Genomic DNA, 24,820 nt, shown 5'->3' on the forward strand with positions numbered 1-24,820 from the left:
GTCCATTGGTAACCACTGATCAGCTCCAGGAACCTGTCCCATGCTGCACCCGCGCCTGCTCAGCGAAGACGATATCCAACGGCTAAAATTGATCGACCGTGCCGAGGTCATCGATGAGTTCTACCGCCTGCAGGAGGGGGTTCTGCTGCGTTATGCCCAGCATGAAGTGGTGGAGGGCTGGCCGGAGGGCGAGGCCGAGCATGACGCGCTGATCTTGCAGCAGTGTTACCAGCGCGGCGGCTGGTTGTACGGGGTGTTCGATGGCCCGGCTCTGGTGGCCGCGGCGGTGGTGGATTGCCTGCCCATCGAGGCTGCCGGGCTGGACTTGCGGCAGTTGAAGTTCCTGCATGTGAGCCGGGCTTATCGCGGCCTTGGCCTGGGCCGGCAACTCTTCGCCCTGGCTCGGGAGCAGGCCCTGTTCATGGGCGCCCAGGGCTTGTACGTGTCGGCCACGCCGTCGCGGCACACCGTGGATTTTTACACCGGCCTGGGCTGTGAGCTGCTGGCCATCCCGGACCCGGAGCTGCTGCGCCTGGAGCCCGAGGATATCCACCTCTATCTGCGTCTGGTTTAAGCCTGGAGGGGCTTGCGCCAGCTCGGCCAGGCACCGATGGTCAGCGCCCGCAGCAGCCACTCGCAAGGGCCGTACTGATGAGAACGCAGCCACAGGGCGCTGAGTTGCATCTGCAACAAGTAGATGGCGATTACCAGGACGGGCATCCACAGCGGCGACAGATGGTTGATCAGCCCCAGTCCGTAGCCGGTGAACAGCAGGCAGAGGATCAGTGATTGCAGCAGGTAGTTGCTCAGGGACATCCGGCCCAGAGGGGCCAGGCGTTGGCACAGACGCTGGCCCAGAGGGGAATGAAAGGCCCTGAGCAGCAGCATGGCGTAACTGGCCGAGAGCAGTGGCGCGGTCAGTTGGCTGATGCCGTAGCCGATGACTTCCAGACCACCACCGGGGGCGTAGGCTGCCCAGTATCCGTAAAGCAGGGCGCCACCCAGGCCCAGGGGCAGGGTCAGGGCCAGCAGCCCTGGCAGCCTGCGTTCAAAGCGGTAAGGCGCCACCAGCAGGCCTTTGCGCCCGGCGACATAGCCCAGCAGGAACATCGCCAGGGTACTGGGGCCCTGCAGTAGCCACAGGGCAGAAGCGGTCTCCAGCAGGTGAGAGGCGTTGTAGGCCAGGGTATCCAGGGCATCGCCGCCCAGGGCCATGTCCTTGAGCACCGCTGCGCCGTCGGCGGCGCCGGTGTAGAGACCGGCGCTCAGCAGTTGGACACCCAACAGCAGGATCAGCACGGCGGTTCCCGTGATCAGCACCAGCGCCAGGGTCGCGGCCCACCTTGCCGACAATCCGCGCAGCGTCAGCAGCACCAGGCCCAGCAGGGCGTACAGCGAGAGGATCTCGCCGTAGAACAGCAGTGCGCCGTGCACCAGGCCGATGGCCAGCAAGGCCAGTTGCCGCCGCAGCATGCGCGGCACGAAGCGTTCGCCCGCCCGCTCGGCGGAGGCCATCTGCAGGGTGAAGCTGTAGCCAAACAGGAAGGAGAACAGCAGGTAGAACTTGGCCTCGAACAGCACCGACACCAGCCAGCGGATCAGGTGGTCGAGGTCGCTGGCGTAGGCCGGGTTGCTGACCGGCGAGGCGTAGTAGGGGTCGGCGAAAGACCAGATGTTCACCGCCAGGATGCCCAGCAGAGCGAAGCCGCGCAGGGCGTCGACCTGCTGCAGGCGTGACGCCTGGCGCGGCAACGGCGCGTTCATTTCCGGGACCTGGGCTGCGGGGCGTGTTCCAGAGCGGCGAGGTGCATGGGCGGGCCTGTCGGTGAATGGAGTGAAGGCTCAATTAACGCGATCAGGCGGTGTGCGGGCAATCAAACTCTTGTGAAAAAAAGTCAACAAACCTGCGGCGCCGTGTCCGCCCCAGGGCCGGCACGCCGCTCCGGGGTCAGCTCCCCGCCGGCGCCGTGGCTGGCAGGCACTGGGCTTCACCGGCGGGTGTTTGGCCTTTTTTCGTCCACCAGGTCAGGGGCCGGAGGCTGTTCAGGTCGCCGCGCTTGATCGCTTCCCGGTAGCAAGCCAGGGCCCGGGGGCCATCGGTGGTGCCCCACTTGCCCTCGGCGTAGCCGCTGCCCAGGTAGTAGTAGGCGTCGGCCGAGTCCAGTTCCCGGGCGGTGCGCTGCACCAGCTCTTCGGACTTGCGCGGTTGCTGGCATTCATTGACGGAGCCATCGCCGCGGGGGTCGCAGTAGTACATCGACAGCATCAACGCCGCCTCGGCATCGGTCTGGGCGTAAGGCAGCAGCAGTTCTTCCGGCTCCCCGGGCTTGAGCTCCGGTGCCATGCCCGAGTAACCCAGGCTCACTGCCCGCACCGCCGCCGTGGCCGAGCCATGCCGGGCGGCGTCCAGCAGAAGCTGCTGGCCCAGCTCGAAGAAGTACTGGGTCAACAGGTACTGCTCGCGACCGCCGTAGCCCAGGAACAGATCGGCCTTGCGCATCTGTCGCTGCAGGGCGGTTTCATTGGCCGGGGCGTCCTGGTTGAGCAGGCCGTCCATGGACCACTGCTCCACCCGCACCAGTTGCCAGCAGGCGCCCTGTTGAAAGACGAAGGCCTGGACCACGTCGCCCAGCGGATCATGCACCACCAGGGTCTGGCTCTCCCAGAAGGCTTGCAGTCCGGCCCGAGCCTGGGCCTGTGGATCGAGCAGGGTCAGCAGGTGGCGGGTATCGCCCGTCAGCTTGTGCCGGGTGGTGATCTCGCGGCCGTACTCGTCATGGCTCGGGCGCTGTTCGATCAGCGGCGAATCGGTGAACGCCTGCTGCAGCTCCGGGCTGCTGGCAAAGGCCTTGAGGAAGGTCGGCAGGTCGCTGGACGGGCAGGCGGGGGCAGCGGCCTGGGCCGCCTGGGTGGCGGCGCCAAGCAACAGGGCGGCGAGCAACGGGCGCAAGAGATGACGAAGGGCGGGCATCGGCGAACTCATCGAGGTTGGAGGCGGAGCGCGGTTCATGGCGTGTCCGGCGGGGGTGTCGGCACGCAGCAGCGGCACAGCCACTGCGCCAGCCAGATTGCCAGCAGCAGCGGCACGCTCATCAGGAAGCAATAGACGTAGCCACGTATCGGATGGTCGGGAAACATCGCCCAGGCGGTGAACAGCACCAGGGCGCCGACCAGGCCCAGCTTGGCCTTCAGGTTGGGCACCAGGGCCACCAGCACGCTGACGAGGATCAGCAATTGGAGCAGGAATTCCACCATCATTCCCAGGCCAAAGCCCTTGGCGATGGAACCGAAGTGGCTGCGATACACCGATATGCCCCAGACATGTGCCAGATAGAACAGCGGCGCCGGCAGCGACAGGGGCACGAGGCCGGTGATGATGCGTATCAGGTGATAACGGCCTACGGCGTCCAGGCTCATGGGCGGCACTCGTGGGCGGTGGCGCAGTTCTGTCGGGGCATGGGCGCATCCTTGCTGCCGGAAGGTCTTCAGCGATTCCGGTCGGTGGCGCCGGGTTTTTTCAGGCGGGCGATAGTGCCGTAACTCGGGGCGCTAATCCAGTCTGGCAGCCTGGGTGGGTACTGATCGAGGACCCTTGATGCAGGCATTTCGCGCGCGTGGGGGGCTTCGTTGGCAAGCCGGCTCCTGCAAGGCGATCTTGGTCGTGGTGCGGGTCATGTGTCTGGCCCGTTGTCCGGTCCTTTGTCCGGTTCCTGGGAAAGCAACATTCAGAAGCACTATCGTCCCCCTGAACCTGGGCACTTCTCTCTAGGCTTACGGCCTTATGTGTCGATGTGACACCCAATTTTCCGGAGGCGGCAGATGAACACCCGTGGATTGCTCGATCAATTACTCAGGTCCGGCCAGGAGTTGCTGCAGAACAAGGCAGGCGCGGCGCCAACGGACAAGGCCCGGCCCGATTCCAGTGGCCTTGGCGGCTTGCTCGGCGGCCAGGCCGGCGGGCTGGGTGGACTGCTGTCCGGAGCGGGCGGCGGGGCACTGGCAGCTGGCGCCATGGGCTTGCTGCTGGGCAACAAGAAGGCCCGCAAGTTTGGCGGCAAGGCCCTGACCTATGGCGGCCTGGCGGCTCTCGGAGTGCTGGCCTACAAAGCCTACGGCAACTGGCAAGCGCAACAGGGCACTGCTCCTCGCAACGAGCCGCAGACCCTTGACCGGCTGCCGGCGCAGCAGGTGGAGCAGCACAGCCAGGCAATCCTCAAGGCCCTGGTGGCGGCAGCCAAGGCCGATGGTCACGTGGACGAGCGTGAGCGGGCACTGATCGAAGGCGAGTTCCGCAAGCTGGACAACGATCCGCAATTGCAGAACTGGCTGCACAGCGAGTTGAACAAACCCCTGGACCCGGCGGACGTGGCCCGTGCTGCCAGCACCCCGGAGATGGCGGCCGAGATGTACCTGGCCAGCGTGATGCTGGTGGATGAAGAACACTTCATGGAAAAGGCCTACCTGGACGAACTGGCGCGTCAGTTGAAACTGGCGCCGGGGCTCAAGGCCGAACTGGAAAGCCAGGTGCGCCAGAGCGTTCTCTGAAGCACCTGGGACTTGTCGTTTGCCAAGGATGGCGGTTCTGCCGGAAGGTATTGCCGAAATACCTTCTGCAAGCCTGAAAGTGCCCGCTAAGCCACCATCCAGAGCGGGCGCACAAAGATGCCGAAAGTGCCATTCGGGTTCTTAAACCACCCATAAAACCTGCATCGTCCTCGGCTATACTCCTTCCATTTTTGAATGGCTTCGAGGACTGACTGTGAAGAACTGGACGTTGCGCCAACGCATTTTGGCGAGCTTTGCGGTGATTATTGCCATCATGTTGTTGATGGTCGTCGTCTCGTACTCGCGCCTGTTGAAGATCGAAGCCGGTGAAGAGCGAATGCGCAATGACGCAGTGCCCGGGGTTTATTTCAGTTCGATGATTCGCGGAGCCTGGGTCGACAGCTACCGACAGACGATGGAAATCATCGGGCTCAAGCGGGACCAGGGCATCAGCGCCCAAGACCAGGAAAACTTCAAGAAATATGAAGAAAACCTGCAGACTCAGATGGCCGGTTACCAGAAGTCCATCACCACTGAGGAGGATCGGATTGCGTTCGCGGCCTTCGAGAAAGACCATCAAGAGTTCAATCGCGTCATGGCCCAGGTGCTGGACCTGCACCTGCGGAACCAGAGTGCTGAGGCGATCCGCTTGTTCAACGAGCAACTGACCCCGCTCTGGATCAAGGGCCGCATCAAGCTCAACGAGCTCATCAGTTTCAACAAGCGCATAGCCGATTCTGCCACCCATGCCATCGACGATGCGGTGGCCGCAGCCAAGGTTGGGATGGGCGTGTCGTTGCTGGTGGCGATTTTCGTCGCTGGTCTATGTGGCCTGCTGTTGATGCGGGCGATCATGGCGCCGATGAATCGCATCGTGAGCATTCTTGAAATCATGCGCACCGGTGACCTCAGCGGCCGTTTGAACCTGGAGCGCAAGGACGAGTTCGGCGCGGTGGAAACCGGCTTCAACGACATGATGACCGAGCTCACTGCCCTGGTATCGCAGGCCCAGCGTTCGTCGGTGCAGGTCACCACATCGGTGACCGAGATTGCCGCCACCTCCAAGCAGCAACAGGCCACCGCCACCGAGACCGCCGCCACCACCACGGAAATTGGTGCCACTTCGCGGGAAATCGCCGCGACATCCCGGGATCTGGTGCGCACCATGACTGAAGTATCCAGCGCCGCCGATCAGGCTTCGGTGCTTGCCGGTTCCGGCCAGCAGGGCCTGGCGCGCATGGAAGACACCATGCATTCGGTGATGGGCGCCGCGGACCTGGTGAACGCCAAGCTGGCGATCCTCAATGAGAAGGCCGGCAACATCAATCAGGTGGTGGTGACCATCGTCAAGGTTGCCGACCAGACCAACCTGCTGTCGTTGAACGCCGCCATCGAGGCGGAGAAAGCCGGCGAGTACGGTCGCGGCTTTGCCGTGGTGGCCACTGAAGTGCGACGTCTGGCGGATCAGACCGCCGTCGCCACCTACGACATTGAACAGATGGTCCGTGAGATCCAGTCGGCGGTGTCGGCGGGGGTGATGGGCATGGACAAGTTTTCCGAAGAGGTGCGTCGCGGCATGGCCGAGGTGCAGCAGGTGGGTGAGCAGCTGTCGCAGATCATCCATCAGGTCCAGGCCCTGGCACCTCGGGTGCTGATGGTCAATGAAGGGATGCAGGCCCAGGCCACCGGCGCCGAGCAGATCAACCATGCCCTGGTGCAACTGGGGGATGCCAGCAGCCAGACCGTCGAGTCCCTGCGCCAGGCCAGCTTTGCCATTGATGAGCTGAGCCAGGTGGCCGTGGGCCTGCGCAGCGGCGTCTCGCGTTTCAAAGTCTGATGGATGAGCTCGCGCACAAGCGCAGCGCCGCAGCCGGGGCGCGCAGTGCTCTGTTCCTGGTGTTCCGCATCGGTCAGGAGCGCTATGCACTACAGGCCGTTGACGTGGTGGAGGTGTTGCCGCGCCTGCAGCTCAAGCCCATTGCCCAGGCACCGTCCTGGGTCGCCGGGGTCTTTGCCTATCGCGGGGTGGTGGTACCGGTCATCGACCTGTGCGAGCTGACGTTCGGGCGTGCGGCGCAGTTGCGTACCAGTACCCGGTTGGTGCTGGTGCACTACCGTGGCGACGGCTCCCAGCCACCCCGAGTGCTGGGTTTGTTGCTGGAGCAGGCCAACGACACGTTGCGCTGCGACCCCCAGGAATTCCAGCCCTATGGCCTGGACAACCGCCAGGCGCCGTATCTGGGACCGGTGCGTGAAGACGCCCAGGGGCTTTTGCAATGGGTGCGGGTCGATGACTTGCTGAGCGCGCAGGTGCGGGAGTTGCTGTTTCCGGCCGAGCCTCTGGACCCGGCGTCGCTTGAGGAGCTTCGATGAGCGACGAACAACGGTTTTTCGACTTTCTCAAAGAGCGAATCGGCCTGGACGTCGCCTCGGTGGGCCCGGCGATCATCGAACGCGCGGTGCGCCAGCGCAGCAATGCCCTGTATGCCCGCAGCAGCGATGAGTACTGGCAAAAGCTGCAAGGCTCGCGGGACGAACAGCAGGCCCTGATCGAGGCGGTGATCGTTCCGGAAACCTGGTTTTTCCGTTATCCGGAATCCTTCGCCACCCTGGTCAAGCTGGCCAAGGAACGTCTGTCACAGATCAAGGGCATGCGCGCCTTGCGCCTGTTGAGCCTGCCCTGTTCCACCGGTGAGGAGCCTTACTCGATTGCCATGGCTCTGTTGGATGGCGGCCTGGCTCCCCATCAGTTCAAGGTCGACGGCCTGGACGTCAGCCCGTTGTCAGTGGAGCGGGCCCGGGGGGCGGTCTATGGCAAGAATTCCTTTCGTGGCCAGAACACCGAGTTCCGCGAGCTGCACTTTTGCGCCGAGGGTGATCGTTATCGCTTGAGCGAGCGGGTTCGCGAGCAGGTACGGCTGCAGGTGGGCAATGTCCTGGCCCCGGGCTTGCTGGCCAGCGAGCCGCCTTTCGACTTTGTCTTCTGTCGCAACCTGCTGATCTATTTCGACCAGCCGACCCAGCGTCAGGTGTTCGAGGTGCTCAAGCGCCTGACCCATGAAGAGGGGGTGCTGTTCATCGGGCCTGCCGAGGGCAGCCTGCTGGGGCGGCTGGGCATGCGTTCGATTGGCATTCCCCAGTCCTTTGCCTTCAGCCGGCACAGCGAGCCCGAGCCTGCACCGGCTCCCGTGGCCTTGCCTCAGCCCTTGTCCTTGCCCCTGCCGCCGCGCAGCTCGGTGCCTGCGGCGCCGCGCCAGCGCCCCTTTGCCGTCCGTGCAGCCCCGGCCCCGGTGGCCGAGAGCACGCCGCCGGACAGCGATGCCGCGAGCCTGCTGGCCAACATTGCCGCTTTGGCCAATGAGGGCAAGAGCGCGCAAGCCCGTGCCGCCTGCGAGCGCTATCTGCAGCAGCATGAACCTGTGGCCCAGGTGTTCTATTGGCTGGGGCTGCTCAGCGATGTGGCCGGCAACGCCATGGAAGCCCAGGGTTTCTACCGCAAGGCCCTGTACCTGGCTCCCCAGCACCCTGAAGCCCTGGCGCACCTGGCGGCGCTGCTGGCATCCCAGGGCGATGTCGCCGGAGCCCAACGATTGCAGGAGCGCGCTGCCCGCAGCACTCGCACTGCCGACAGTGAGTTGAAACGATGAGCCATTCCTACTCATTGGACGTGACCCGTGAAGATGCGCAGGCCATCGACGATTGCTGGAACCGCATCGGCATCCACGGCGACAAGTCCTGCCCCTTGCTCGCCGAGCATATCCATTGTCGTAACTGCGCGGTCTACTCCGCCGCTGCTACGCGCCTGCTGGACCGCTATTCGTTGCGTCAGGAGGACCGGGAACACGCGCTGAACCTGGAGGCCAACAGCGATGTGGTCACCCGTTCGCTGCTGATGTTCCGTCTCGGCGAGGAGTGGCTGGGACTGGCGACCCGGTGCCTGCTGGAGGTGGCACCGCTGCAGGAAATCCATTCCTTGCCTCACCAGCGTTCCCGGGCGTTGCTGGGGGTGGCCAACGTGCGCGGGGCCCTGGTGGCCTGTCTGTCATTGACCGAACTGCTGGGCCTGGATGGCACACCGGTGGTCGCTGCCGCCGGGCGGGTCATGCCGCGGATGCTGATCATTGGGGCCGAGGGCGGCCCGGTGGTGGTGCCGGTGGATGAGGTGCACGGCATCCATGCCATCGACGAACGCCTTCTCAACGCTGCCTCGCTCTCCGGAGAACAGGCCAATGCCAAGTACACCCGTGGCGTGTTGCAATGGCAGGGACGCAGCCTGCGCTTGCTGGATGAAGAGCAACTGCTCTTGGCCGTGACCCGGAGCCTGACATGACCCCCGATCAAATGCGCGATGCCTCGTTGCTGGAACTGTTCAGCCTGGAAGCCGAGGCCCAGACCCAGGTACTCAGTACCGGGCTGCTGGCCCTGGAGCGCAATCCGACCCAGGCCGACCAGTTGGAAGCCTGCATGCGCGCCGCCCACTCGCTCAAGGGCGCGGCGCGGATTGTCGGGGTCGATGCCGGGGTCAGCGTTGCCCACGTGATGGAGGATTGCCTGGTCAGTGCCCAGGAAGGGCGACTGTACCTGCAGCCCGAGCATATCGACGCCCTGTTGCAGGGCACCGACCTGTTGATGCGGATTGCCAGTCCCGGGGGCGTCGAGACCGTGGCGCCGGATATTCCGGTCTATGTGGCCTTGATGGAGCGCCTGCTGACTCAAGGACCGGGAACGCCAAGCGTGCCGGCCCAGGACAGCGCCCCGCCAGAGCCGCAATTGGAAGCACCAGTGGCGCCCATGGCGCAGTTGCCGAAGGAACTGGAGCCCTTGCCGCCACCGAGCGATCCGGCCCTGGAGCCGGCAGTGAGCAGCGGGCGCCCAGGCAAGCGCATGACCGAAGGCGGCGAGCGGGTGCTGCGGGTGACCGCCGAGCGCCTCAACAGCTTGCTGGACCTGTCGAGCAAATCCCTGGTGGAAACCCAGCGGCTCAAGCCCTACCTGGTCACGATGCAGCGCCTCAAACGGATTCAGAGCAACAGCCTGGCCGCCCTGGAAAACCTCAACCTGCACCTTAAGGAGCATGCGCTGAGCCTGGAGGCCCAGGAGGCACTGGCCGACGCGCGACGCTTGCTGGCCGAGTCCCAGCAACTGTTGGCGCTGCAGACCGCCGAGCTCGATGAGTTCGGCTGGCAGGCCAGTCAACGGGCCCAGGTGCTTTATGACACGGCCCTGGCCTGTCGCATGCGGCCCTTTGCCGATGTCCTCACCGGTCAGGTGCGCATGGTCCGCGATCTGGGGCGCAGCCTGGGTAAACAGGTACGCCTGGAAGTCGAAGGCGAGAAAACCCAGGTCGACCGCGATGTGTTGGAGAAACTCGAAGCACCGCTGACTCACCTGCTGCGCAATGCCGTCGACCACGGCATCGAGCTGCCCGAGCAGCGCCTGCTGGCGGGCAAGCCGGCCGAAGGGGTGATTCGTCTGCGGGCCTCGCACCAGGCCGGTCTTCTGGTGCTGGAACTCAGTGATGACGGCAACGGCGTGGATCTTCAGCGCTTGCGCCAGAGCATCGTCGAGCGTCAGCTGTCGCCGGCCCAGACCGCCGCCCAGCTCAGCGAGGAAGAACTCCTGACTTTCCTGTTCCTGCCGGGTTTCAGCCTGCGGGACAAAGTCACCGAGGTTTCCGGACGCGGCGTCGGCCTGGATGCCGTGCAGCATATGGTGCGGCAGCTGCGTGGCGCGGTGGAGCTGGAGCAGACCAGCGGCCAGGGCAGCCGTTTCCACCTGGAAGTGCCCTTGACCCTGTCGGTGGTGCGCAGCCTGGTGGTGGAGGTCGGCGACGAGGCCTACGCCTTTCCGCTGGCCCATATCGAACGCATGTGCGACCTGGAACCCGAGTCCATCGTCCAGGTGGAGGGGCGCCAGCATTTCTGGCACGAGGGGCGGCATGTGGGGCTGGTGGCCGCCAGTCAACTGTTGCAGCGGCCGGCGACCGAGACCAACGCGCCGACTCTCAAGGTGGTGGTGATTCGCGAGCGTGATGCGGTGTACGGGATCGCCGTGGAACGCTTTATCGGCGAGCGCACCCTGGTGGTGCTGCCGCTGGATGACCGCCTGGGCAAGATCCAGGATATTTCCGCCGGGGCCCTGCTCGATGATGGTCGGGTGGCGCTGATCGTGGATGTCGAGGACATGCTGCGTTCGGTGGACAAACTGCTCAATACCGGCCGCCTGGAGCGCATCGCACGTCATCACCAGCAGCATGCACAGGCTGCGCGCAAGCGTATTCTGGTGGTGGACGACTCACTGACGGTGCGAGAGTTGCAGCGCAAGCTATTGATCAATCGCGGCTACGATGTGGCCGTTGCAGTGGACGGCATGGATGGCTGGAATGCCTTGCGTTCGGAAAGCTTCGACTTGCTGATCACCGATATCGATATGCCGCGAATGGATGGAATTGAATTGGTCACACTCTTGCGTCGCGACAATCGCCTGCAGTCCCTGCCGGTGATGGTGGTGTCCTACAAGGATCGTGAGGAAGACCGGCGCCGTGGACTGGATGCCGGCGCCGACTACTATCTAGCCAAAGCCAGTTTCCATGACGACGCCCTGCTCGACGCAGTGGTTGAGCTGATTGGAGGAGCGCGGGCATGAAGATAGCGATAGTCAACGACATGCCCATGGCCGTGGAGGCGTTGCGCCGGGCCTTGGCCTTCGACCCCAGCCACGAGGTGGTGTGGGTCGCCACCAATGGCGCCGAGGCGGTGAAATACTGCGCCGAACTGACGCCGGACCTGATTCTCATGGACCTGATCATGCCGGTCATGGATGGTGTCGAGGCCACGCGGCGGATCATGGCCGAGTCGCCTTGCGCCATTGTGATCGTCACCGTCGACCGCCAGCAGAATGTGCACCGAGTGTTCGAGGCCATGGGCCATGGCGCCCTGGACGTGGTGGACACCCCGGCCCTGGGCGCGGGCAATGCCCAGGAGGCGGCGGCGCCGCTGCTGCGCAAGATCCTCAATATCGGCTGGCTGATCGGCCAGCGCGGCAGTCGGGTGCGCTCGGCGCCGGTGCCGCTGCGCAGCGGGGCGCCACGCCAGAGCCTGGTGGCCATTGGCTCTTCCGCCGGTGGCCCGGCGGCCCTGGAAGTGCTGCTCAAGGGCTTGCCAAAGGACTTTCCCGCCGCCATCGTGCTGGTCCAGCATGTTGACCAAGTGTTCGCCGCCGGCATGGCCGAGTGGCTCAGCAGCGCGTCCGGCTTGCAGGTACGGCTGGCCCGGGAAGGCGAGCCGCCGCAAAGCGGCACCGTATTGCTGGCAGGCACCAACCACCATATCCGCTTGTTGAAGAACGGCACCCTGGCCTACACCGCCGAACCGGTGAATGAAATCTACCGGCCCTCCATCGACGTGTTTTTCGAGAGTGTCGCCAGCTATTGGAATGGCGATGCGGTGGGGGTGCTGCTGACCGGCATGGGTCGCGATGGTGCCCAGGGCTTGAAGTTGATGCGCGATCAGGGTTATTTGACCATCGCTCAGGACCAGAACAGTAGCGCGGTGTATGGCATGCCCAAGGCGGCCGCTGCCATCGATGCCGCCGCAGAGATTCGCCCACTGGACAAGATTGCTCCACGTTTGCTGGAGATATTTGCCAAATGACTGAAAAACGCAGCTGTCCTGGCCAGGTAGCAACTCAGGTGACAACCCATGAATGATTTACAGCTCGACGAATTCAAGACCGACGAAAACGCCGCGATGGTGTTGCTGGTGGATGACCAGGCCATGATCGGCGAGGCCGTTCGGCGTGGGTTGGCGAATGAGGAAAACATCGACTTCCACTTCTGCGCCGATCCTCACCAGGCCATCGCCCAGGCCATCCGCATCAAGCCCACGGTGATCCTCCAGGACCTGGTGATGCCAGGGCTGGATGGCCTGACCCTGGTGCGCGAGTACCGTAATCATCCGGCGACCCAGAACATCCCGATCATTGTCCTCTCGACCAAGGAAGACCCGCTGATCAAGAGTGCGGCCTTTGCCGCCGGGGCCAACGACTACCTGGTCAAGCTGCCGGACAACATCGAGCTGGTGGCGCGCATCCGCTATCACTCGCGCTCCTACATGACCCTGTTGCAGCGCGATGCGGCCTACCGTGCGTTGCGGGTCAGCCAGCAGCAATTGCTGGACACCAACCTGGTGCTGCAGCGACTGATGAACTCCGACGGCCTGACCGGGCTGTCCAACCGTCGGCACTTCGACGAATACCTGGAACTGGAATGGCGTCGGGCGATGCGAGAGCAGAGCCAGCTGTCGTTGTTGATGATCGACGTCGACTACTTCAAGACCTACAACGATACCTTCGGCCACCTGGAAGGGGATGAAGCCCTGCGCAAGGTGGCCACGGCGATACGCGAGGCCAGCAGCCGGCCTTCCGACCTGCCGGCGCGTTACGGCGGCGAAGAGTTCGTGCTGGTGCTGCCCAATACTTCGCCGGGCGGGGCGCGACTGGTGGCGGAGAAGCTGCGCCAGACCGTGGAAGCCCTGAAAATCCCTCATATCGTGCCGGTGGAGGGCGCCAGCCTGACCATCAGCATCGGCCTTTCCACCGTAACGCCGCAGCCCAACAGCCATTGTCGACAGTTGATTTCGGCGGCGGACAAGGGGCTGTACCTGGCGAAGAACAACGGTCGCAACCAGGTAGGGATCGAGTAGCGGCTCTGGGGGGGGCGGCTCATGGCCTGCGGGTAGCGGGCTGGCCCCGGCTGACTTTCGGACCCGGGCGCAGATGGATCAGGGCGGTAAAATGGCGCCTGCGCGCGAATCTCAGTGGTTCGCTCACTGAAATTAGATGGCTGATTGGCCGCTAAAGCCGCTAAGCGGGCTGCCGTGATTCGGTGATTCCGTTATAATCTTCGGCTTTCAAAAGTTCGCCAACGAGTGCCGCCCCCCATGGAAATCAACCCGATCCTTAACACCATCAAGGACCTGTCCGAGCGCTCCGAAACTATTCGGGGGTATCTTTGACTACGATCAAAAGCATGAGCGTCTGACCGAGGTCAATCGCGAGCTTGAAGATCCGAGTGTCTGGAACAAACCCGAATACGCCCAGGAACTGGGCCGCGAGCGCGCTGCGCTGGCACAGATCGTCGAGACCCTGGACGAGCTGAACGGCGGTCTGGCCGATTGCCGCGACCTGCTGGACATGGCCGTCGAAGAAAACGACGAAGGTGCAGTGGGCGATGTCGTCGCCGAGCTGGCCCGTCTCGAGGAAAACCTCGCCAAACTAGAATTCCGCCGCATGTTCAGTCACGAAATGGACCCGAACAACGCCTACCTGGACATCCAGGCCGGCTCCGGCGGTACCGAGGCTCAGGACTGGGCCAACATCCTGCTGCGCATGTACCTGCGCTGGGCCGACAAGCGCGGTTTCGAAGCGACCATCATGGAGCTGTCGGCCGGTGAAGTGGCCGGGATCAAGGGCGCGACCGTGCACATCAAGGGCGAATACGCCTTCGGTTGGCTGCGCACCGAGATCGGCGTGCACCGCCTGGTGCGCAAGAGCCCGTTCGACTCCGGCAACCGTCGCCACACCTCGTTCTCGGCAGTGTTCGTCTCGCCAGAGATCGATGACAAGGTGGAAATCGAGATCAACCCGGCCGACCTGCGGATCGATACCTATCGCTCCTCCGGTGCCGGTGGTCAGCACGTAAACACCACCGACTCGGCCGTGCGTATTACCCACGTACCGACCAACACCGTGGTCAGCTGCCAGAACGAACGCTCCCAGCACGCCAACAAGGACACCGCCATGAAAATGCTGCGGGCCAAGTTGTACGAGCAGGAAATGCAGAAGCGCAACGCGGCTTCCCAGGCCCTGGAAGACACCAAGTCGGACATCGGCTGGGGTCATCAGATTCGCTCGTACGTGCTCGACGCGTCGCGGATCAAGGACCTGCGCACCAACATCGAACGCAGCGACTGCGACAAGGTGCTCGACGGCGACATCGACGAGTACCTGGAAGCCAGCCTGAAGTCCGGCCTGTAAAACCCTGTAGGAGCCGGGGGGACGACGAGTCCTTGCCCGGCGCCCCCCGGCCGCAGGCCGGGGGCAACGAACCTGATGGAAAATTTAAAGACATGAGCGACCAACAACTCGACCCGCAAGCCCTGCAACAGGAAGAAAACTCCCTGATCGCCCTGCGCAAGGAAAAGCTTGCTGCCGAGCGCGCCAAGGGCAATGCCTTCCCGAACGACTTCCGCCGCGAAAACTACTGCGAAGATCTGCAGAAAAAGTACGCCGACAAGACCAAGGAAGAGCTGGCAGAGGCGGCGATCCCGGTCAAGGTTGCTGGTCGCATCATGCTCAACCGTGGCTCGTTCATGGTGATCCAGGACATGACCGGTCGCATCCAGGTCTACGTCAACCGCAAGACCCTGTCCGAAGAAACCCTGGCCGCGGTGAAAACCTGGGACATGGGCGACATCATTGCCGCCGAAGGCACCCTGGCCCGTTCCGGCAAGGGTGACCTGTACGTTGAAATGACCCACGTGCGCCTGCTGACCAAATCGCTGCGTCCGCTGCCGGACAAGCACCACGGCCTGACCGACACCGAGCAGCGCTACCGCCAGCGTTACGTTGACCTGATCGTCAACGAAGACGTGCGCCAGACTTTCCGCGTGCGTTCGCAAGTCATTGCCCACATCCGCAGCTTCCTGATGAAGCGCGACTTCCTTGAAGTCGAAACGCCGATGCTGCAAACCATTCCTGGCGGCGCCGCGGCCAAGCCGTTCGAGACCCACCACAACGCCCTGGACATGGAAATGTTCCTGCGCATCGCGCCCGAGCTGTACCTGAAGCGGCTGGTGGTTGGCGGGTTTGAAAAAGTGTTCGAGATCAACCGCAACTTCCGTAACGAAGGCGTTTCGACTCGTCACAACCCTGAATTCACCATGTTGGAGTTCTACCAGGCCTACGCCGACTACGAAGACAACATGGACCTGACCGAAGAGCTGTTCCGTGAACTGGCGCAGCTGGTGCTGGGCAGCACCGACGTGCCTTACGGCGACAAGGTGTTCCACTTCGGCGAGCCGTTCGCCCGTCTCTCGGTGTTCGATTCGATCCTCAAGTACAACCCTGAGCTGACGGCCGATGACCTGAATGACATCGACAAGGCTCGCGCCATCGCCAAGAAGGCCGGCGCCAAGGTGTTGGGCTTCGAAGGTCTGGGCAAGTTGCAGGTGATGATTTTCGAAGAGCTGGTGGAGCACAAGCTGGAACAGCCGCACTTCATCACCCAGTACCCGTTCGAGGTGTCGCCGCTGGCTCGTCGCAACGACGAGAACCCCAACGTCACCGACCGTTTCGAGCTGTTCATCGGCGGCCGCGAGATCGCCAACGCCTACTCCGAGCTCAATGACGCGGAAGATCAGGCCGAGCGCTTCATGGCCCAGGTGGCCGACAAGGACGCCGGTGACGACGAAGCCATGCACTACGACGCCGACTTCGTCCGTGCCCTGGAATACGGCATGCCGCCCACCGCCGGTGAAGGCATCGGTATCGACCGTCTGGTGATGCTGCTGACCAACTCGCCGTCGATTCGCGACGTGATCCTGTTCCCGCACATGCGGCCGCAAGCTTAAGTGTTGTGAATAAGAAGCCGCCTTTAACAGGCGGCTTTTTATTGTCTGGTTGGAACTGACGTACCGCTTCTAATTCTGTGTGATTTTCAAGAGGGAATATCTGTCGTGAACCGCGCAATTGCTCAAGAAGGTGCAGCCGGCATCGCCACTGCGGTGGCTGAAAGTGTTCAGTACCAGGGGCGCAAGGCCAGCCGGCAGGGCAGTGAGCAGCGTAGACAGGACATTCTTGATGCCGCCATGCGCATTGTGGTGCGTGACGGCGTGCGGGCCGTGCGCCATCGCGCGGTGGCCGCCGAAGCCGGCGTGCCCTTGTCGGCCACCACCTATTACTTCAAGGATATCGATGACTTGCTCACCGATACCTTCGCTCAGTATGTGGAACGCAGCGCGGCGTTCATGGGCAAGCTGTGGGCCAACAACGAAGGGTTGCTGCGAGAAATGGTCGCCTACGGTGATGGCAGTCCGGCGTCTCGCTCGCAGCTGGCCGACGACATCGCTCGGCTGACCGCCGACTATGTGCAGCGCCAGTTGAGCACCCGCCGTGAGCACCTGATGGCCGAGCAGGCCTTCCGCCAGGAAGCCTTGCTCAACCCGCGCCTGGCGCAGTTGGTGCGCTCGCACCAGCAGATCCTGCTCCACGGCACCTGTCAGTTCTTTCAGGTCTTGGGCTCGCGGGAGCCGCAGCAGGATGCCAAGGTGTTGACGTCTATAATCGGCCGGATGGAGTATCAGGGCCTGCTCAACGGCGCTGAGCCGCTGGCGGAGGAAGAGATGCTCGGTATCCTCACGCGCTACATGCATCTGGTTCTGGCTTCGGTCTGACGCGCCCCACACGGCTGACCGGCTGCGGCCTGTCGGCCGAGGCCCACGCCAGCGGCTACAGTCATTCTGGTGTTCAAAGGAGAGTTGCATGCAAGCCTGGCGCATTCTGATTGCCCCGTCGTTCCCGCTGCTCAGCGGTTGCCAGATGCTCTTCAAGGACCCGCTGCCGGCTGAACAGGCGGCGCCTACCCAATTGCTGGGCAAGTGACCCCGCGCTACAGACCCATTCAATAGGAGTTTCGGGTGGACGATTACCAGCAGACGATACGCACTTTGTCCGATCGCATAGTGCTGGCCCAGACACCGATCCGGGTGCTGGATGCGGTGAAGTGGGACGAGAACATCCGCAAGGGCTTTCTCAAGGCCAAGGGCAAGGAAATGCCGGCGGTGGACCGCGCCTACTACGAAGGGCGGCCGCTGTCCTTCGACTCTGGCGCGGTGAAACTGGAGTTCCAGAACATTGAGCGCGACATCACCCGCCAGTTGGGCCAGTTCAACCCGGTGGGGCAGATCATGCGCCGCATGTGCAAGGAATACCGCATGGTGGTGCGCATGCTCGAAGCCCGGGGGACCGCTGATTTCGGGCTGATTTCCCAGGAGCTTTATGGCGCCGCGTCCGATGCCTTCCACGCCGGTGATCCGACTCTGGCAGACCTCGGGCTGATGATGTCCGACTACCTGAACAACATCGACGGGCGTGGCGATCTCAAGGACGAACCCAAGACTCTCAGTGCCAAGGAGGCGGTGAGCCTGCTGCAAAGCCGGTTGAACAAAGTGTTCGGCGAGGCCGAGGAAACCATCCGCGTATTCGAGTCCGACGGCATTGTCGCCGACGCGGCGGCGGGTGCCGACTACATCAAGATCCGCAGCGATGCGATGTTCAACAACCGGGACGTGCGGGCGCTGGAAGTCCATGAGGGGTTGGTGCATGTGGGCACCACCCTCAACGGGTTGAACCAGCCGATCTGCACCTTCCTGGCCAAGGGCCCGCCGTCGTCCACGGTGACCCAGGAAGGCCTGGCGATCCTGATGGAGATCATCACCTTTGCCTCCTACCCCAGCCGCCTGCGCAAGCTGACCAACCGCACCCGAGCCATCCACATGGTGGAGGAGGGCGCGGACTTTCTGCAGGTGTTCGAGTTCTTCCGTGAGCAGGGTTTCGAGATGGCCGAGAGCTACGGCAACGCCAGCCGGGTGTTCCGCGGTTCGGTGCCCAACGGGCTGCCGTTTACCAAAGACTTGTCCTATCTCAAGGGCTTCATCATGGTTTACAACTACATTCAGCTGGCTGTGCGCAAGGGCAAGCTGGAACAGATCCCCTTGCTGTTCTGCGGCAAGACCACCCTGGAAGACATGCGCACCTTGCGCCAACTGGTGGATGAAGGCCTGGTGGTGCCACCCAAGTACCTGCCCGACCAGTTCCGCGACATGAATGCGCTGTCGGCGTGGATGTGTTTCTCCAACTTCCTCAACCACCTGAGCCTGGATCGGATCGAGGCGGACTACTCCAATATCCTTTGAATTTTTCCGGGGGCGCACATGGACGTATTCATAGATACACGGAGTGGCCGATGATGCGTTTGTTGGCCGCACTGACGTTGCTGCTGTGCCTCACCGGCTGCAGCTCGTTGCTGTTCTATCCCGAGCCCGGGCTGCCCTTCACCCCCGAACGGGCCAAGCTCGAATACCGTGACATTACCCTGACCAGCGCCGACGGCCTGGAGCTGCACGGCTGGTGGCTGCCGGCCAAACCGGGGGTGGCCGTCAAGGGCACGGTGCTGCACCTGCACGGTAACGGCGGCAACCTGGCCTGGCACCTTGGGGGCAGTTGGTGGCTGCCGGAGCAGGGCTATCAGGTGCTGCTGGTGGACTATCGCGGCTATGGCTTGTCCGAAGGTGCGCCGAGCCTGCCGGCGATCTACCAGGACGTCGATGCCGCGTTCAAGTGGTTGGACCAAGCCCCGGAGGTTCAAGGCAAACCCTTGATCGTCCTCGGACAAAGCCTTGGCGGCGCCCTGGCCATTCATTATCTGGTGGAGCACCCCGAGCGTCAGGCCCAACTCAAGGCCATCGTCCTCGACGGCGTGCCGGCCAGCTACCGTGATGTCGGGCGTTATGCCCTGAGCACGTCCTGGCTGACCTGGCCGTTGCAGGTGCCTTTGTCGTGGCTGGTGCCAGACACCGACAGCGCGGTTCACCTGCTGCCGCGTCTGACCGGCGTGCCGAAACTCATTTACCACAGCATCGACGATCCGATCGTGCCCCTTTCCAACGGCATCCGGGTGTATCAAGCTGCGCCGCCGCCGCGGGTCCTGCAACTGACCCGCGGCGGCCATGTGCAAACCTTTGCCGATCCGACCTGGCGCCGCGTGATGCTGCGCTACCTCGATGATCCGCAGCATTTCGACGGGTTGCGCCGCCTGGGGGAAATCCCCAACTATCCGGCGACGCCGAATTCAGCAGTTGAACCTCCAGAGAGTCCGCAATGAGTGAAGAACGTAACGCCATTCCAATGATCATCACCGGTATCTGCAGCATCATCGGCACCGTGGCCTGCCTGTGGTACTACGGTTACCTGCACTTCGCCAAACCGGAGGACGCGCTGCTGCTCAGCGACTTCACCATGCTCAAGACCGTGCCCGGCGAGGACTACAAGATCTCCCTGCAACCGGCCGATGAAGTGGCCCAGTGCATCGATGGCGTGCTGGTGTTGTTCGACACCCAGCAGAAGGGCTTGACCGGGGTGCTGGTGAACAAGAAGAAGCAGGCCGTGCGCTGCATGGGGCAAGAGACGCCGCAACTGCAGCAGTGATCGATTTGCCGGCCAGCCGGTTCCCGTCTGGATAACCGCATAAAAAACGCCGCCGACCTGAAGAGGTCGGCGGCGTTTGGTTTTACCTGCCTATAGTTTTACCTGCCTATATAAGCAGGGCGCTCCATCAGTTGCGGCTGATGGCCGAGCGTGGCGCTACCGGCTGGTTGTCGTTGGAAATGGTCACTTCCACACGACGGTTCATGGCACGACCGGAAACGCTGCCGTTATCGGCCACCGGATACTCCTTGCCGTAACCCTGGCTGACGATCCGCGCCGGATCGACGCCCATGCGGATCAGGGCCATCTGCACCGAGCCGGCACGGCGCTCGGACAGGGACTGGTTGTAGGAGTCGCTGCCGGTGCTGTCGGTGTAGCCTTCGACGATCACCTTGCGGTCCGGGTTCTCCTGGAGGAATTGCGACAACTTGTTGATGTTCACCAGACCATTGGATTTCAGGTCGGACTTGTTGGTGGCGAACAGCACGTCACCGAAAGTCACCAGGGTGCCGCGATCGGTCTGCTTGGCGTTGAGGCTGTCCTGCAGTTGCTTGATCTGCGCGTTACGGGCATCGAGGATGGCGCGGGCGCGCTGGTCGCCGGCGTCCTTGAGCTTGGCTTCGGCAGTGCGCAGGGCAATGGTTTCCTTGGCCACTTCAACCCGCTGGTTGGTCAGGTAGGCCAGTTGGTCGACTTTCTTCTCGTCTTCCTTGTTCAGGTAAGCCTTGTCGGCCTTGTCCATCCAGTCGGCGGCATCCTTGGTTTCCAGGGCCGCGATTTTGCTCGCCTGCGGGTTGGCTTGCAGGCCGGAGAAGTTGGTCCGGGCGTTTTCCAGGTTGGCGTTAGGTGGGGTGGAGCACGCCGCCAGGGCTACGCTCATGGCCAACAGGGCAGGGATCATCAGTTGTTTGCGCATAATGGTTCGTCCTTTCAATCAAATACGAGTACGTGGGAATCGGCGGCGGCTTACTGCACGCTGCGCATACCTTCCTGACGCAGTTCCTGAACGCCTTTCTGCGAATCTTTCAGCGCCTGTTCGGCCTTGGCGGCCTGGGCCTTGCGTTCGGCGACACGGGCATCCCACTCGGCTTGTTCAGCCAGGCGACGGGCTTCGTCGTACTTCTTGTCGTGCATGGCAATCTCGGCTTGCTTGAGCTTGTCCTGGGCCGATTTCATTTCCACGGCGGCGAATTCGGTGCCGCCTGCGCTCACTGCGCTGTTGACCGCAGATTGCGTGACCGCGTACTGCTCGGAAGGCGGGTTACCGGCACAACCGGCCAGTACCATGCTGCTACCGAGGGCCAGCGCGGCCAGTTTCAGCCCGCGCAGAGAGGTGAACGAGGATTTGGCAGTGCTGATCTTCATGGTCTTCAACTCCATTGGGTAACTCCTGAAAAACATCAATATCCATCCCGGTCCTGGCGCCGTGACGCTGAGTGACGGGCGCTGATGGCAAAATTTGAAACGGCCGTTCCAGTGATGGCTAATGGGTGTGACCCGAGGCTTTTTTGAATAGTTCAGAGAAAGATGGCGATTGGCCGGAAAAAAATCTGACGCCTTGGTCAGGGCTCTAAATCGGGAACTTTTGCTGTGCGCAGGGGTATCCCCGGCCCTTTTCAGGACCGGGAGCGATGGTTTTCATCAGGGAAACGAGAGACGGTGGACTCAGTGTTTGGGCTTGTCGGCCTGGCTTGAGATCAACTGCAGATGTTGACGTGACAGGGCCAGAAAGCGTGGGGTGGGGCCGACATCTTCGTACAGCGGATCACCTTCCTCGTCGGTGGCCACTACGTGCTGACCCTGGATGTAGGGGAAGCTGGCTTCCAGCTCTTCCAGGGCGGCGCCGATCAGTTCGCCGAGCAGTTCCTCGGTCTGGCGTTTGGGGTACATCTCGGAGAGTGCGGCCAGGCGCGCGGCGGCTTCCACATCCAGGTGAATCCGGTAGCCGGTCTTGGTCAGGCGACCCTTGGCGTTTTCTTCCCAGTGTTGCGCAAGTTCACGGATTTTCATGATGACCTCAATGAACACCTGCTTGTGGCAAGTTGGGTTGAGTGACCGGCCCGGGCCGGTGCGTGGCCCTTGTGCGGTCTACTGTTGAGACTAGCTCCATCGCCGAAGGTTGGGCGCCGGTTTGCCACGTGCTTGCTAAGGGATGCCTGCAAGCGGCACTCTTGAGCCTTCCGTGCCGCCTTGAGTCTGCTGGAGAACACCTCGATGACCGATATTGATGCGCGCTTGCGCGAAGACGTTCACCTCTTGGGAGAACTGTTGGGCAATACCATCCGTGATCAGTACGGGGAGGCTTTCCTCGACAAGATCGAGCAGATTCGCAAGGGCGCCAAGGCCGATCGACGGGGCTCGCCCGGGGTCGAATTGAGTGCCAGTCTCGACCAGTTGAGCGAGGACGAACTGCTTCCGGTGGCCAGGGCCTTCAACCAGTTCCTCAACCTGGCGAACATCGCCGAGCAGTATCAGTTGATCCACCGCCGCGACGAGTCGCAGCCGGCACCGTTCGAGGCCCGGGTACTACCGGAGCTGCTGGCCCGGCTGCGGGCTGCAGGGCATTCTGCCGACGCTCTGGCCCGGCAGTTGGGGCGCCTGGAGATCGAGCTGGTGCTCACCGCTCACCCCACCGAAGTGGCGCGCCGCACCCTGATTCAGAAATACGATGCCATCGCCGGGCAACTGGCGGCCCAGGACCATCGCGATCTCACCAGCGCCGAGCGCGGGCAGATCCAGGAACGCCTGCAGCGCTTGATTGCCGAAGCCTGGCACACCGAGGAAATCCGCCGTACTCGGCCGACGCCGGTGGATGAGGCCAAATGGGGTTTCGCGGTGATCGAGCACTCCTTGTGGCAGGCCATTCCCAACTACCTGCGCAAGGCCGACAAGGCGTTGTTCGAGGCTACCGGGCTGCACCTGCCGTTGGAATCGGCACCGATCCGCTTCGCTTCGTGGATGGGCGGCGACCGGGACGGCAACCCCAATGTCACTGCCAGCGTGACCCGGGAGGTACTGTTGCTGGCGCGCTGGATGGCTGCCGACCTGTACCTGCGGGACGTCGATCACCTGGCCGCCGAACTGTCCATGCAGCAGGCCAACGCGGCCTTGCTGGCCAGGGCCGGGGACAGTGCCGAGCCGTATCGGGCGCTGCTCAAGCAATTGCGCGAGCGTCTGCGGGCCACCCGTAACTGGGCGCATGCAGCGCTTGGCGCTCCGGTGCCGGCGGGTGCCGAGGTATTGCAGAACAACCGCGACCTGCTGGAGCCGCTGCAACTGTGCTACCAGTCGCTGCATGAATGCGGGATGGGGGTGATCGCCGATGGCCCATTGCTCGATTGCTTGCGGCGGGCGGTGACCTTCGGCCTGTTCCTGGTGCGTCTCGATGTGCGTCAGGACTCCAGTCGGCACACCTCGGCCATGACCGAAATCACCGACTATCTGGGCCTGGGCCGCTATGAGGACTGGAGCGAGGAAGATCGCATCAGCTTCCTGATGCGCGAGCTGAGCAGTCGCCGTCCCTTGCTGCCGGGTTATTTCAAACCCTCGGCTGACACGGCGGAGGTGCTCGCTACCTGTCGCGAGATCGCCGTCGCCCCGGCGGCTTCCTTGGGTTCCTACGTGATTTCCATGGCGGGCGCGGCCTCCGATGTACTGGCGGTGCAGTTGCTGCTCAAGGAGTCTGGGGTGCTGCGGCCGATGCGTGTGGTGCCCTTGTTCGAAACCCTGGCGGACCTGGACAACGCCGGGCCGGTGATGGAAAAACTGCTGCACATGCCGGGCTATCGCTCACGCCTGCAAGGGCCTCAGGAAGTGATGATCGGTTATTCCGACTCGGCCAAGGATGCCGGGACCACCGCTGCGGCCTGGGCGCAATATCGGGCTCAGGAACGGCTGGTGGATATCTGCCGTGAACAGCAGGTGGAACTGCTGTTGTTCCATGGCCGCGGCGGTACTGTGGGGCGCGGCGGCGGTCCGGCCCACGCGGCGATTCTGTCGCAGCCTCCGGGTTCGGTGGCGGGGCGCTTCCGCACCACCGAGCAGGGGGAAATGATCCGTTTCAAATTTGGCCTGCCGGACATCGCCGAGCAGAACCTCAACCTCTATCTGGCTGCGGTACTGGAAGCCACCTTGCTGCCGCCGCCGCCTCCGGAGCCAGCCTGGCGTCACCTGATGGACGAGCTGGCCAGCGACGGGGTCCAGGCCTATCGCGCGGTGGTGCGGGACAACCCGCAGTTTGTCGAGTACTTCCGCCAGTCCACCCCGGAGCAGGAGCTGGGCCGCCTGCCCCTGGGCAGTCGGCCAGCCAAGCGCCGTGCCGGTGGCATTGAAAGCCTGCGGGCTATCCCATGGATCTTCGGCTGGACTCAGACGCGCCTGATGCTGCCGGCGTGGCTCGGCTGGGAAGCGGCCTTGAGCAAGGCGCTGGCCCGAGGCGAGGGTGAGTTGCTGGGGCAGATGCGTGAGCAATGGCCGTTTTTCCGCACTCGCATCGACATGCTGGAGATGGTCCTGGCCAAGGCCGATGCCGACATTGCCCGTTCTTATGACGAGCGCCTGGTGGAAGCGGAACTGCTGCCATTGGGTGCGCATTTACGCGACCTATTGTCGCAGGCCTGCGCGGTGGTCCTGGGCCTGACCGGGCAGTCGCAACTGCTGGCCCACAGCCCCGACACCCTGGAGTTCATCCGCCTGCGCAATACCTACCTCGACCCGCTGCATCTGTTGCAGGCGGAGTTGCTGGCACGCTCGCGCAAACAGGAGGCGCCGCAAGGAAGCCCCCTGGAACAGGCGCTGCTGGTCTCCGTAGCGGGTATCGCCGCCGGTTTGCGCAATACCGGCTGAGGTTGCAGAGGGCTGTCGGCCTGCTTTGGCACGGCCCTGATCGGGACAATCCCAAGGTGTCGCTCAGATTCATCTGGCGACACTTTGTTATGGGGTTGCGACTTGTTCTACCGTGCCGATGGGGCACAAAAGGGCCGGGTTCCTCCGACTTTCGACTGCTTGTGTG

General features: G+C 63.1%; 22 protein-coding genes. 16 read left to right on the forward strand and 6 right to left on the reverse strand.

Annotated features, from left to right (window positions below; translation table 11 throughout):
* Positions 1-40 precede the first annotated feature (40 nt).
* Complete coding sequence (locus tag LOY69_RS05525; protein WP_102861323.1) at positions 41-574, forward strand: GNAT family N-acetyltransferase; 534 nt, start codon at positions 41-43, stop codon at positions 572-574.
* On the opposite strand, the gene LOY69_RS05530 is transcribed toward LOY69_RS05525, so the two are convergent.
* The 3 genes from LOY69_RS05530 to LOY69_RS05540 all read right to left on the reverse strand — a co-directional run bounded on the left by LOY69_RS05530 (position 571) and on the right by LOY69_RS05540 (position 3,417).
* On the reverse strand, positions 571-1,764 hold the full coding sequence (locus LOY69_RS05530; protein WP_265074232.1) for a DUF418 domain-containing protein: 1,194 nt from the start codon (positions 1,762-1,764) through the stop codon (positions 571-573). The two genes, LOY69_RS05525 and LOY69_RS05530, sit on opposite strands and share 4 nt — an antisense overlap.
* Positions 1,765-1,948: 184 nt before the next feature.
* Positions 1,949-2,971 (reverse strand): hypothetical protein, encoded by a 1,023-nt coding sequence (locus tag LOY69_RS05535; protein ID WP_258379355.1) that lies wholly within the window; start codon positions 2,969-2,971, stop codon positions 1,949-1,951.
* A 35-nt stretch (positions 2,972-3,006) separates the two neighbouring features.
* On the reverse strand, positions 3,007-3,417 hold the full coding sequence (locus tag LOY69_RS05540; RefSeq protein WP_170001083.1) for a hypothetical protein: 411 nt from the start codon (positions 3,415-3,417) through the stop codon (positions 3,007-3,009).
* Between the two features lie 402 nt (positions 3,418-3,819).
* Here LOY69_RS05540 and LOY69_RS05545 point away from each other — a divergent pair, with 402 nt between their 5' ends.
* The 14 genes from LOY69_RS05545 (at position 3,820) to LOY69_RS05610 (ending at position 19,809) form a co-directional block, all read left to right on the forward strand.
* Entirely contained in the window at positions 3,820-4,545 is a 726-nt protein-coding gene (locus LOY69_RS05545) for a tellurite resistance TerB family protein (protein WP_110652331.1), read from the forward strand.
* 214 nt (positions 4,546-4,759) lie between these two features.
* Positions 4,760-6,382, forward strand: coding sequence for a methyl-accepting chemotaxis protein (locus LOY69_RS05550; RefSeq protein ID WP_110596463.1), 1,623 nt, complete (start codon positions 4,760-4,762; stop codon positions 6,380-6,382).
* Positions 6,382-6,918 (forward strand): chemotaxis protein CheW, encoded by a 537-nt coding sequence (locus LOY69_RS05555; protein WP_265074233.1) that lies wholly within the window; start codon positions 6,382-6,384, stop codon positions 6,916-6,918. The genes LOY69_RS05550 and LOY69_RS05555 overlap by 1 nt, the downstream gene beginning before the upstream one ends.
* On the forward strand, positions 6,915-8,192 hold the full coding sequence (locus tag LOY69_RS05560) for a CheR family methyltransferase (RefSeq protein WP_265074234.1): 1,278 nt from the start codon (positions 6,915-6,917) through the stop codon (positions 8,190-8,192). The genes LOY69_RS05555 and LOY69_RS05560 overlap by 4 nt, the downstream gene beginning before the upstream one ends.
* Positions 8,189-8,875 (forward strand): chemotaxis protein CheW, encoded by a 687-nt coding sequence (locus LOY69_RS05565; RefSeq protein ID WP_265074235.1) that lies wholly within the window; start codon positions 8,189-8,191, stop codon positions 8,873-8,875. The genes LOY69_RS05560 and LOY69_RS05565 overlap by 4 nt, the downstream gene beginning before the upstream one ends.
* On the forward strand, positions 8,872-11,190 hold the full coding sequence (locus tag LOY69_RS05570; protein WP_265074236.1) for a hybrid sensor histidine kinase/response regulator: 2,319 nt from the start codon (positions 8,872-8,874) through the stop codon (positions 11,188-11,190). Before LOY69_RS05565 ends, LOY69_RS05570 begins: the two co-directional genes overlap by 4 nt.
* A complete protein-coding gene (locus LOY69_RS05575) occupies positions 11,187-12,197 on the forward strand; it encodes a chemotaxis response regulator protein-glutamate methylesterase (RefSeq protein ID WP_102878525.1) in 1,011 nt (336 codons plus the stop codon). Before LOY69_RS05570 ends, LOY69_RS05575 begins: the two co-directional genes overlap by 4 nt.
* A 48-nt stretch (positions 12,198-12,245) precedes the next feature.
* The gene (locus LOY69_RS05580) at positions 12,246-13,247 is read left to right on the forward strand and encodes a response regulator (protein ID WP_102861333.1); all 1,002 of its coding nucleotides are present in this window, start codon (positions 12,246-12,248) and stop codon (positions 13,245-13,247) included.
* Positions 13,248-13,484: 237 nt separating this feature from the next.
* Positions 13,485-14,580, forward strand: a protein-coding gene (gene prfB / locus LOY69_RS05585; RefSeq protein ID WP_102861334.1) for a peptide chain release factor 2 whose coding sequence is annotated in 2 segments (ribosomal slippage) — positions 13,485-13,556 and positions 13,558-14,580 — 1,095 coding nt in all. Because the reading frame shifts where the segments join, the coding sequence is not laid out codon by codon here.
* A 92-nt stretch (positions 14,581-14,672) separates the two neighbouring features.
* Positions 14,673-16,175, forward strand: coding sequence for a lysine--tRNA ligase (gene lysS / locus LOY69_RS05590; RefSeq protein ID WP_102861335.1), 1,503 nt, complete (start codon positions 14,673-14,675; stop codon positions 16,173-16,175).
* 105 nt (positions 16,176-16,280) lie between these two features.
* Positions 16,281-16,997, forward strand: a complete 717-nt coding sequence (locus LOY69_RS05595; RefSeq protein ID WP_102878526.1) for a TetR/AcrR family transcriptional regulator — start codon at positions 16,281-16,283, stop codon at positions 16,995-16,997.
* 243 nt (positions 16,998-17,240) lie between these two features.
* Positions 17,241-18,518: a flavohemoglobin expression-modulating QEGLA motif protein gene (locus LOY69_RS05600; RefSeq protein WP_102861337.1), complete on the forward strand. Its 1,278-nt coding sequence runs from the start codon at positions 17,241-17,243 to the stop codon at positions 18,516-18,518.
* A 53-nt stretch (positions 18,519-18,571) separates the two neighbouring features.
* On the forward strand, positions 18,572-19,486 hold the full coding sequence (locus LOY69_RS05605) for an alpha/beta hydrolase (protein ID WP_265074874.1): 915 nt from the start codon (positions 18,572-18,574) through the stop codon (positions 19,484-19,486).
* The gene (locus tag LOY69_RS05610; protein ID WP_102878528.1) at positions 19,483-19,809 is read left to right on the forward strand and encodes a hypothetical protein; all 327 of its coding nucleotides are present in this window, start codon (positions 19,483-19,485) and stop codon (positions 19,807-19,809) included. Before LOY69_RS05605 ends, LOY69_RS05610 begins: the two co-directional genes overlap by 4 nt.
* Positions 19,810-19,936: 127 nt before the next feature.
* Here LOY69_RS05610 and LOY69_RS05615 read toward each other — a convergent pair whose 3' ends face one another.
* The 3 genes from LOY69_RS05615 to LOY69_RS05625 form a co-directional block, all read right to left on the reverse strand.
* The gene (locus tag LOY69_RS05615) at positions 19,937-20,725 is read right to left on the reverse strand and encodes an OmpA family protein (protein WP_110596467.1); all 789 of its coding nucleotides are present in this window, start codon (positions 20,723-20,725) and stop codon (positions 19,937-19,939) included.
* 50 nt (positions 20,726-20,775) lie between these two features.
* On the reverse strand, positions 20,776-21,189 hold the full coding sequence (locus LOY69_RS05620; RefSeq protein ID WP_016967758.1) for a DUF4398 domain-containing protein: 414 nt from the start codon (positions 21,187-21,189) through the stop codon (positions 20,776-20,778).
* A gap of 285 nt (positions 21,190-21,474) precedes the next feature.
* Positions 21,475-21,819, reverse strand: coding sequence for a pilin assembly protein (locus LOY69_RS05625; protein ID WP_102878530.1), 345 nt, complete (start codon positions 21,817-21,819; stop codon positions 21,475-21,477).
* A gap of 204 nt (positions 21,820-22,023) precedes the next feature.
* Between LOY69_RS05625 and ppc the strand changes: the two genes are divergently transcribed.
* Positions 22,024-24,654 (forward strand): phosphoenolpyruvate carboxylase, encoded by a 2,631-nt coding sequence (gene ppc / locus LOY69_RS05630; protein ID WP_102861339.1) that lies wholly within the window; start codon positions 22,024-22,026, stop codon positions 24,652-24,654.
* Positions 24,655-24,820 lie beyond the last annotated feature (166 nt).

The sequence above is a fragment of the Pseudomonas sp. B21-059 genome (assembly GCF_026016285.1).
GTDB classification, from domain to species: Bacteria; Pseudomonadota; Gammaproteobacteria; order Pseudomonadales; family Pseudomonadaceae; genus Aquipseudomonas; species Aquipseudomonas danubii.